Here is a 9,577-nt window from a genome sequence, read left to right on the forward strand (position 1 = left end):
CTGGACCGCACGGCGCAGCTGTGGGGGCTGGGCACGCGCAACCTCGTGAGGGCCGCGCGGGACGCCGGGGTGAACCGGGTCGTCGCGCAGAGCACGGTCGAGGCGTACTACCCGAACGGCCACGACGTGCTGGACGAGGACTCCCCGCTGTGGACCGACGCGCCCGGGCGGTGGGGCGAGCTGGTGCGCGCGGTCGCCGACCTGGAAGACGCGGTGCTCGAGCACGACGGCGTGGTGCTGCGCTACGGCTCGCTGTACGGGCCCGACACCTGGTACGCCCCGGGCGGGCGGATCCACGAGCAGGTGCGCGGCAGCGCGTTGCCGTTGGTCGACGACGGGGTCGGGCTCACCTCGTTCACGCACGTCGACGACGCCGCCAGCGCTGTGGCCGAAGTGTTGAGCGCCGGCGAATCCGGCATCTACAACGTGGTGGACAACGAACCTGCCGAATACGCGGAATGGCTGCCCGCCTACGCCCGGATGGTCGGTGGCCCTGCGCCGGTGTCGTTGACGCTGGAGCAGGCGCGGGCGCAGCTGGACTGGTTGACGGTGCACCGGCTGACCGAGCAGCGTGGCGCCACGAATTTCCGGCTGCGGGAAACGCTGGGATGGCGTCCGATGTGGCCGAGTTGGCGGGAAGGTTTCGCAACGTTGTTCGGTCTCTGGCCGGGCTGAGGCGCGCGTTGCCCGCCGAATCCTTTCGCGGTCGGCGAACAGGGGCGGGCTTATCGTTTTTAAGTTCGGCGTCGCATTTGCGGGAAAACCCGCAGCGCTGCCCGGAAGAGAAATTTCGCCGACGGCATTCGTGCGGAACCGACCGGCCGGATGGCCCAGCGTCCGCCGCGGCTCGACCCTCCTGGCGGTGGGCCGGACGCTCGAGCACGGCTAGCGTGGATCCGGCACCGACGCCGAGGGGCTCCATGACGACGACCGCCGCGCACCCGCTGACCGGACTTCTCGCCGCGGGCAGCGTCATCGACGATCCCGACGTGCTGCGAGCGCACAGCAGGGACCGCGCCACCTTCTGCCCGGCAGGCGAACCCGCTGTGCTGGTGCGTGCACGCAGCACCGAGGACGTATCGACCACGCTCGGCTGGGCTCATCAGCACGGGGTGCCGGTCGTGCCGCAGGGCGCCCGAAGCGGCCTTTCCGGAGCGGCGAACGCGTCGGCGGGATGCGTGCTGCTGTCGCTGGAGAAGATGAACCGGGTGCTGCGGATCGACCCCGAGGAGCAGGTTGCCCTCGTGCAGCCGGGCGTGGTCAACGGCGAGCTGGGGGAGGCCGCTGCCGAGCGCGGGCTGTTCTACCCACCGGACCCGGGGTCGCGGTCCATCTCCACGATCGGCGGCAACATCGCCACCAACGCGGGCGGCATGTGCTGCGTGAAATACGGCGTGACCGGGGACTTCGTGCGCGGGCTGCAGGTCGTGCTGGCCGACGGGCGGGTGCTGCGGACCGGGCGCGCCACGGCCCAGGGCGTGGCCGGCTACGACCTCACCAGCCTGCTCGTCGGCTCCGCAGGCACGCTCGGCGTGGTCACCGAGGCGACGCTCGCGCTGCGGCCCGCGCAGGAGCGGCCGCTGACCGCCGTGGCGTTCTTCGGCGCCGTCGCCGACGCCTGCCGCGCGGTCGCGAGCTACCTCGGCGCCGGGTTCCGGCCGTCGGCGCTGGAGTTCATGGACGCGCCCACGATGCGTGCCGTCGCGGGCATCGCCGACCTGGGCTTCCCGGAGCAGGCCGCCGGAATGCTCATCGCGCAGTCCGACCGCGGACCGCTGGCGGGCGCGGACCTGGACGGGTTCGCGCGGGCGGCCGGGGAGTGCGCGGCCACGGACGTGGTCGTCGCCGACGATCCGGCCGAAGGCGACCTGCTGATGCGGGCGCGGCGACTGGTCGGCGACGCGCACGAGAAGCTGGGATCACTGCTCATCGACGACGTGTGCGTACCGCGCGGGCGGCTGGTGGACCTGGTCGAAGGGCTCGCCGGACTGTCCGCCGAACATCGGGTGCAGATCCTGTGCGCGGGGCACGCCGGGGACGGGAACATGCATCCGGTGGTCGTGTTCGATGCCGACGACGCGGCCGAGACCGCGCGCGCCGAGCGAGCCTTCGACGCGATCATGGACCTGGGCCTGCGTCTCGGCGGGACGATCACCGGCGAGCACGGCGTGGGCGCGCTGAAGCGGCGCTGGCTTGGCCGGGAGCTGGACCCGGCGGCGCTGTGGGCGCAGCGGGCCATCAAGCGGACGCTGGATCCGAGGGGAGTGCTCAACCCCGGCCGGGTGCTGCCCGATGCGGACGACCCGGCCGGGGATCTGCCTGGTCAGTCCCGCTCGTAGTCGTCGTCGGTGGGTTCGGTGCGCTTCTGGTCGGCGAGGTCGGCCGGATCCGCTTCCCAGGTGGCTTCGGTGCCGGTCGGGCCGTCATCCTCCGGGATCGCCTCGTCCTGCTGGGCCTGCTCGACCGCGTCGGCTTCCGGGGTCTCCGGGTTCATCGCGCGCTCCTTTCTCGACTCGGGGCTTGCGGCCACCGTATCGGGTCACCCCGCGGCGGAGCCGCCTAACGTCTCCGCGGCGGAGCCGCCCATCGGGGTCCCGCGGCGGAGTCACCGAAGGGGCCCGGGCGGAGCCGTTGAGCGTCGCGGTGACTGCGGCTCAGCCGCTCAGCGGCGGGAAGTCCGGGGGCCTGCCCTCGCGGAAGCTGCGCACCCCTTCCCGCACGTCGGGGCGGTCGAACGCGGCGATCATCCGGCTGTGCGCATCCGCGGTCGCCGTCTCCAACCCGCTGTCCAGGCCGGCGTAGATCTGCTGCTTGATCTCGGCGAGCGAGGCAGGGGAGCACTCGGTGGCCAGCGTGCGCGCGTACTCCAACGCCGCGGGCAGCACCTCGGCGGCGGGCATGACGCGGTCGGCCAAGCCGATCCGGTGCGCCTCGTCGCCGAGGAAGGTGCGCGCCGAGAGCATCAGGTCCAGCGCCGTTCCGGCCCCCACGAGCTTCGGCAGGATCCACGAGATGCCGTGCTCGGCGACCAGCCCGCGGCGGCTGAACGCGGTGGTGAACTTCGCTTCCGCCGCGGCGAACCGCACGTCGGCGAACAGCGCGGCGATCAACCCGATGCCCGCGACCGGACCGTTGATCGCAGCGATCACCGGTTTGCGCATCCGGATCGGCTGCGACACCGGCGGCACGTCGTCGTCCACCTCCGGCGCGCCGGACAGCGCGGACAGATCGGTGCCCGCGCAGAAGCCGCGGCCGGAGCCGGTGACCACCACCGCACGCACGGCCGGGTCGTGCTCGGCCTTGTCCAGCAGTTCGAAGTACCGCCGCTGCATGGACGGGGTCCAGGCGTTGAGGCTTTCCGGGCGGTTGAACGTCAGCAGCAGCACCGCGTCGTGGTGCTCGACCAGTACTTCGTCGTCCTCCGGCACGTGATCACCTCCGTGGGCGGTCGCTCCCGCAAACTATTGCAGCGACCACAACGGCTCAACCGCGCAAACAGGCGATCCGCGGACCACTACGGGTGATCACGACCGGCTGCCACGTCCCGCTCGATGAACTCGCGCAACACCCCGCGCATCCGGTCGACCGAACGCCCCGGGCGCCCGGTCAGCACGCCGATGCCGAGCCCGTCGATGAGCGCGGTCAGCCGCACCGCCAGGTCCTCGGCATCGCCCGGGGCGAACACGCCCTGCTGCTGGCCTTCGCGGATGGTGCGGGCGATCGTGTCGTGCCAGCGGGTGTAGGAGTCGCCGTGCAGCCCGCGCAGCTCGGGGCGCAGCGCGCTCTCGTTCCACACCTGCAGCCAGATCGACCACTCGCGGCGCAACGGGGCGGATGCGGGCAATTGCAGCTCGACCAGCCGCAGCAACCGTTCGCGGGCGTCGTCGATCCGGTGCAGTTCGGCGACCTGGCGGTCGAACGCCTGCCGCACCGAATGCCGCAGCGCCTCGGTGAGCAGGTCGTCGCGGCCGGGGAAGTGGTAGTGGATGGTCGCCGCGCTGACCCCGCACGCCTCGGCGATGTCGGCGACGCGCACCGAGTGGTAGCCGCGCTCGGCGATCAGCTCCCACGCGGCGTCCAGGATCTGCCGGTAGCGGTCGCCGCCGGGGTGCTCCGGTGGACGTGCGGTGCGGCGCGGGGCAGCGGCGACGGTCTCGGCGTCGTCCCGGCCGTTGATCAGCCAGTTCACCGTGACCTGGCCGACTTCGGCGATGCGCGTCAGCTCGACCGGGGTGAACCGGCGGATGCCGGTCAGCGACTTGGAGAGCTTGGTGGCGTCCAGCCCGATGCGGTCGGCGAACGCGCGGTGGCTTTCCGGGTAGCCGGCGAGGACCTCGCGCACCCGGCCGCGCAACGCCTCCAGCTCCGCCAGCTCCTGCACGGGCTCGGACGCTACCAAGCGCGTCGCGGCGGGTTCCGGTGTGCTGGAGCACGGCCGCGTCGACCCAGGGCGCCCTGAACGCGAACATCTTTCAGCACGACCGGCAGGATGTGGGGGTGACGACTACGAGCACCATCAGCACCGAGCAGCCGGCGCACCGCTGGCCGGCATTGGTGATCTGCCTGCTGGCCGGATTCATGACGCTGCTCGACGTCAGCATCGTCAACGTCGCGCTGCCGTCGATGCAGCAGGGACTGCAGGCGCCGCCGATCGCGCTGGCCTGGGTGGTGTCCGGTTACGCGCTGACCTTCGGGCTGGTGCTGGTGCCGTCCGGGCGGCTCGGCGACGACCGCGGCCGCAGCCGCATGTTCGTGCTCGCGTTGCTGCTGTTCACCGCCGCTAGCGCTATCGCCGGGTTCGCCACAGGGCCGCTGTGGCTGGTGATCGCGCGGCTGGTGCAGGGCGCCGCGGGCGGGATGCTGAACCCGCAGATCCTCGGGCTGATCCAGGCGCTGTTCCACGGTCCCGAGCGGGGCAAGGCGTTCGGGTTGTTCGGCGCCGTGGTGGGGCTGTCCACCGCGATCGGCCCGCTGCTGGGGGGGCTGATCATCGAGGTCGCGGGCGCCGAGGACGGCTGGCGCTGGGTGTTCTTCGTGAACGTGCCGATCGGGCTGGCGGCGCTGGTGTTCGCGCGGAAGTACCTGCCGCGGGACTTGCCGAGCGGACCGGCGCAAAGCCTCGACCTGATCGGCGTGCTGCTGCTGGCGGCCACCCTGCTGTCGGTGCTGCTGCCGCTGGTCGAGCGGGAGAGCAGCAGCGGGACGCCGTGGTGGCTCATGCTGGCCGCGCCGGTGCTGCTGGTGCTGTTCGTGCTTTGGGAGCGTCGTTACCGGGACCGGGGCCGCCAGCCGTTGGTCGACATCCGGCTGTTCGGCATCGGCAGCTACAGCTTCGGCAGCGCCCTCGGGATGGTGTACTTCGCCGGGTTCACCAGCATCTTCTTCGTGCTGGCGCTGTACCTGCAGCACGGGCTGGGGTACTCGCCGCTGCTGGCGGGGTTGTCGATGACCCCGTTCGCCATCGGGTCGGCCGTGTCGTCGGCGGCCAGCGGCCGCCTCGTGCACCGCTTCGGCCGGTCGCTGGTCGTGCTGGGCCTGGTCGCGGCACTGGCCGGGCTGGTTCTGACCGACGTGCTGCTCGGCGCCGGATTCGGCCGGATGGCGGGCGCGGTGGCCGCGCCCGCCCTGCTGCTGGCCGGGATCGGCAGCGGCGCCGTGATCTCGCCGAACCAGACCGTCACGCTCTCCGAGGTCGACAGCGCCAGCGGCGGCACCGCGGCCGGTGTGCAGCAGACCGGACAGCGGCTGGGCACCGCGATCGGCACCGCAACCGCCTCCGGGCTGTTCTTCTCTTCGGTCACCGAAGGCGGTTGGGACGCCGCGATCTCCACCGGGTTGCTGGTGGCGGTCGGCTTCGCCGCGCTGGCGCTGCTGATCGCGGTCGCGGAGCAGCTCGTGGTCACACGTCGCCGCCGGTGACCGGCTCCCCCTTGCCCAGCCGCGACTTGCGGTAGCCGTAGAGCAGGTACAGCACCAGTCCCACCGCGAGCCAGGCCGCGAACCGCAGCCAGGTCAGCACGTCCAGGTTCGACATCAGGTACAGGCAGGCGACGGCGGTCAGCACCGGCAGCACCGGGGAGAGCGGAACGTGGAACGGGCGCTGCAGGTCCGGTTTGCGCGAGCGCAGCACCGGAACCGCGATCGCGACGATGATGAACCCGGACAGCGCGCCGATGCTGACCATGTCGGAGAGCTCGGAGATCGGCACGAACCCGCCCAGCAGCATGATCACGATCGCGCCGCCGATGGTCATCCGGTGCGGCGTGCCCCACTTCGGGTGCACCTGGGACAGCTTCGGCGGCAGCAGGCCGTCCCGGCTCATCGCGAAGCCGATCCGCCCGATGGTCACCAGCTGCACCATCATCACCGAGGTCAGCCCGGTCACGGCGCCGAGCGAGATCAGCGCGGCCACCCAGTGCGAACCGACCAGGTGGAACGCGGCGGCCAGCGGCGCGCCTTCGTCGATCTGCGAATACGGCACCATCGCGGTGAGCACCAGCGCCACCGCGACGTACAGCCCCGTGCAGATCAGCAGGCTGCCGAGCAGCCCGGTCGGCAGGTCGCGCCGCGGGCGCTTGGTCTCCTCGCCGAGGTTGGCCAGCGCCTCGAACCCGGTGTAGGCGAAGAACACGATCGCCGCGGCGGTGAGCACCCCGCCGAAGCCGTACTTCGACTGCTCCATGCCCAGCAGCGCGGACACCAGCGGTTGCTCCAGCACGCTGCCGCCCGATGTGCTCAGCTCCGCGGGCGGTACGAACGGTGTCAGGTTGGCGCCGGTGAAGAAGAACAGCCCGGCCACGATGACCAGCACGCACACCGCGACCTTGATCACGACCAGTGCGTTGGTCACCCAGGAGGACTCCCGGATGCCGGAGACCGCCACCACGGTGAGCACCGCGATGATCAGGATGGCGCCGAGGTTGACGGTGGCGTCCTCGCCGAACCATTCCTGCGGCAGCCCGAGCAGGCTGGCGATGTAGCCCGACCAGCTCCGCGATACCACCGCCGAGCCCAGCGCGAACTCCAGCAGCAGGTCCCAGCCGATGATCCAGGCGAAGATCTCGCCCAGCGTGGAGTAGGCGTAGGTGTAGGCGCTGCCCGCTGTCGGCACCGCCGAAGCCAGCTCCGCGTAACAGAGCGCGGCCAGCGCGGCGACCACGCCGCCGATCACGAAGGACAGCACCACGGCCGGTCCGGCGTGGTCCTTCGCCTCGATCCCGGCGAGGGTGAACACGCCGGTGCCGATGATGATGCCGATGCCGAAACCGACCAGGTCCCGGCCGGTCAGCCGTCGCACGAGGCCGCTGCGCTGGGTGCGCGTCAGTACGTCGTCGACGGGAAGTGTTCGGAGAAGACTCACGGGCTAGCACCGTAGGAGATCGCCAACGCGATGGCGAATTTCCAGGCTCGGCGTAACTGTTTCGGTATCGGACCGCGAGAAACGGAACATCGACGCGCCGGCCAATTGCACCAGATCCTCCGGTCGGACATCGCCGCTGCGCACGGGCTTGCTCCAGGTGGCGGTGCCGGGGCGGCGGGAAAAGTGCGGCACGGCGGTGCGGTGCGCCGAATCACGGAATCGCCGACGATCACGCGATTCTGCGCGCCCAGTATTCGGGAAGGGGTTGACGGGGCGGGGCCGCCGAAGCGGCCCCGCCGTCTCACGCCGCGACGGAATCGGTGTCCCGATCCCACACCCGGTGACCGGCGAGCGCGTTGGCGAACTCCGCCAGGAACCCCTCCGGCAGCGCGCCACCGGTCGCGGCGGCGGTGACGACGCCCCGGTCGGCGACCACGCCGTCGCCGCCGCTCGCACCGGCCTGCCGGACGTCGTTGATGCCCGTGCGTTGCAGCACGGCCAGGCCCTCATCGCTGGCCGCGACCGGTTTGGCGTGCTTGTACGCCTCGGCGACGAAGTGCACCGCGTAGCCGTCCGCCGACAGCGCCCGCGCGCTTTCCGAACCGCCCGGCACGATCACCGCGTCGTAGACCACCGAGGCCATCGTGCTGATCGCGCGGTCCACGCGGACATCGTCGCCGTCCGAGCCGCGCGCCGTGCCGTCCCGCAACCCGAGCACCTCGGCGACCGCGCCGCGTTCGGACAACCCGCGGCGGATCTGGTCGACCTCGGTCGGGTCGACCCCGTCGCCGACGAGCACGGCCACCTTGCGGGTGGCGATTGTGCCGGTCACCGAGTTCGACTGGCTCAGCGCCGGGGAGCTGCGACCGTGGTTGGTGGTGACCGCGGACTCCGGCGGCGTGACGCCGATGCCCTCGGCGACCTGCACGGCAAGCTCGTGGTCGACGTGGTTGAGCTGCTCGACCGCGGCCTCCCGCACGTGGTGGTGGTCGACCTTGCCCAGCTCGAACCGGAACGCGGCGATGATGTGCGCCTTCTCCCAGGACGCCATGCTGTTCCAGAACAGGGTGGCCTGGCTGTAGTAGTCCTTGAAGCTCTCGCTGCGCTTGCGGATCTTCTGGCCTTCCACCTTCTCCTGGTAGTGGTGGAACGCTCCCTCGTCGGTCCCGGCGATCACCGGGCAGCCGCCGCTGAGGCTGTTCTTGGTGTAGCTGGTGCGGCCCCGGTGGATCCGCTGCTGCTGGAAGCCGTCGCGCTGGTTGTTGCTGACCTCGGCGACCGGCCGGTTCACCGGGATGTGCGCGAAGTTCGGCCCGCCCAGCCGGATCAGCTGGGTGTCCAGGTAGGAGAAGTTGCGGGCCTGCAGCAGCGGGTCGTTGGTGAAGTCGATGCCGGGGACCACGTTGGCGGTGTGGAACGCGACCTGCTCGGTTTCGGCGAAGAAGTTGTCCGGGTTGCGGTTGAGCACCAGCTTGCCCACCGGGCGCACCGGGACCTCCTCCTCGGGGATGATCTTGGTGGCGTCCAGCAGGTCGAAGTCGAAGTCGTGTTCGGAGGATTCGTCGACCAGCTGCACGCCCAGTTCCCACTCCGGGTATTGGCCGGTCTCGATGGCCTCCCACAGGTCCCGGCGGTTGAAATCCGGGTCCTTGCCGCCCGCCTTCTGGCACTCGTCCCAGACCAGCGAGTGCGTGCCGAGCATCGGCTTCCAGTGGAACTTCACGAAGGTGCCCCTGCCCTGCGCATCGACCAGGCGGAACGTGTGCACGCCGAAGCCCTGCATCATCCGGTAGCTGCGCGGGATCGCCCGATCCGACATCAGCCACATCATCATGTGCAGCGTTTCCGGTTGCAGCGAAACGAAGTCCCACAGCGTGTCGTGCGCGGACTGCGCCTGCGGGATCTCGTTGTCCGGCTCCGGTTTCACCGCGTGCACGAAGTCGGGGAACTTGATCCCGTCGTGGATGAAGAACACCGGCATGTTGTTGCCGACCAGGTCGTAGTTGCCCTGGCTGGTGTAGAACTTGGTCGCGAAACCGCGCACGTCCCGGACGGTGTCCGCGGAACCCCGCGAACCCGCGACGGTGGAGAACCGGATGAACACCGGCGTCTGCTCCTGCGGGTCGGTCAAGAACTTCGCCACCGTGTAGTCCGCCAGCCAGCCGTCGTAGGGCTGGAAGTCGCCGTAGGCGCCCGCGCCGCGCGCGTGCACCACCC

General features: G+C 70.8%; 8 protein-coding genes. 3 read left to right on the top strand and 5 right to left on the bottom strand.

What is annotated here, in order from left to right; translation table 11 throughout:
* Together IJH84_RS03155 and IJH84_RS03160 are read left to right on the top strand one after the other, a co-directional pair.
* Positions 1 to 675 (top strand): NAD(P)-dependent oxidoreductase (locus IJH84_RS03155; RefSeq protein ID WP_295139966.1); only part of this gene is annotated, 675 nt, incomplete at its 5' end.
* A gap of 245 nt (positions 676 to 920) precedes the next feature.
* Positions 921 to 2,339 carry an FAD-linked oxidase C-terminal domain-containing protein gene (locus IJH84_RS03160; RefSeq protein WP_295139968.1) on the top strand — a complete coding sequence of 473 codons (1,419 nt, stop codon included), beginning with the start codon at positions 921 to 923 and terminating at the stop codon, positions 2,337 to 2,339.
* Here the strand turns inward: IJH84_RS03160 and IJH84_RS03165 are convergent.
* From IJH84_RS03165 to IJH84_RS03175, 3 genes are all read right to left on the bottom strand, one after another.
* Entirely contained in the window at positions 2,324 to 2,494 is a 171-nt protein-coding gene (locus IJH84_RS03165; RefSeq protein WP_295139970.1) for a hypothetical protein, read from the bottom strand. The two genes, IJH84_RS03160 and IJH84_RS03165, sit on opposite strands and share 16 nt — an antisense overlap.
* Before the next feature lie 160 nt (positions 2,495 to 2,654).
* Positions 2,655 to 3,428 carry an enoyl-CoA hydratase-related protein gene (locus tag IJH84_RS03170; RefSeq protein ID WP_200070751.1) on the bottom strand — a complete coding sequence of 258 codons (774 nt, stop codon included), beginning with the start codon at positions 3,426 to 3,428 and terminating at the stop codon, positions 2,655 to 2,657.
* A gap of 86 nt (positions 3,429 to 3,514) precedes the next feature.
* Positions 3,515 to 4,372: a TetR family transcriptional regulator C-terminal domain-containing protein gene (locus IJH84_RS03175; RefSeq protein ID WP_200070819.1), complete on the bottom strand. Its 858-nt coding sequence runs from the start codon at positions 4,370 to 4,372 to the stop codon at positions 3,515 to 3,517.
* A 125-nt stretch (positions 4,373 to 4,497) separates the two neighbouring features.
* Between IJH84_RS03175 and IJH84_RS03180 the strand changes: the two genes are divergently transcribed.
* On the top strand, positions 4,498 to 5,919 hold the full coding sequence (locus IJH84_RS03180) for an MFS transporter (protein WP_295139974.1): 1,422 nt from the start codon (positions 4,498 to 4,500) through the stop codon (positions 5,917 to 5,919).
* On the opposite strand, the gene IJH84_RS03185 is transcribed toward IJH84_RS03180, so the two are convergent.
* Together IJH84_RS03185 and IJH84_RS03190 are read right to left on the bottom strand one after the other, a co-directional pair.
* The gene (locus IJH84_RS03185; protein WP_295139976.1) at positions 5,900 to 7,360 is read right to left on the bottom strand and encodes an APC family permease; all 1,461 of its coding nucleotides are present in this window, start codon (positions 7,358 to 7,360) and stop codon (positions 5,900 to 5,902) included. The two genes, IJH84_RS03180 and IJH84_RS03185, sit on opposite strands and share 20 nt — an antisense overlap.
* A gap of 301 nt (positions 7,361 to 7,661) precedes the next feature.
* On the bottom strand, positions 7,662 to 9,577 hold a 1,916-nt coding region (locus IJH84_RS03190), incomplete at its 5' end, for a catalase (RefSeq protein WP_295139978.1).

Origin of the sequence: Saccharopolyspora sp. (assembly GCF_017434145.1) — a bacterium.
GTDB lineage: Bacteria > Actinomycetota > Actinomycetes > Mycobacteriales > Pseudonocardiaceae > Saccharopolyspora_C > Saccharopolyspora_C galaxeae.

Coding starts and splice junctions, on each gene's coding strand:
- IJH84_RS03160 (WP_295139968.1), top strand. CDS start 921: ATGACGACGACCGCCGCGCACCCGCTGACCGGACTTCTCGCCGCGGGC.
- IJH84_RS03165 (WP_295139970.1), bottom strand. CDS start 2,494: ATGAACCCGGAGACCCCGGAAGCCGACGCGGTCGAGCAGGCCCAGCAG.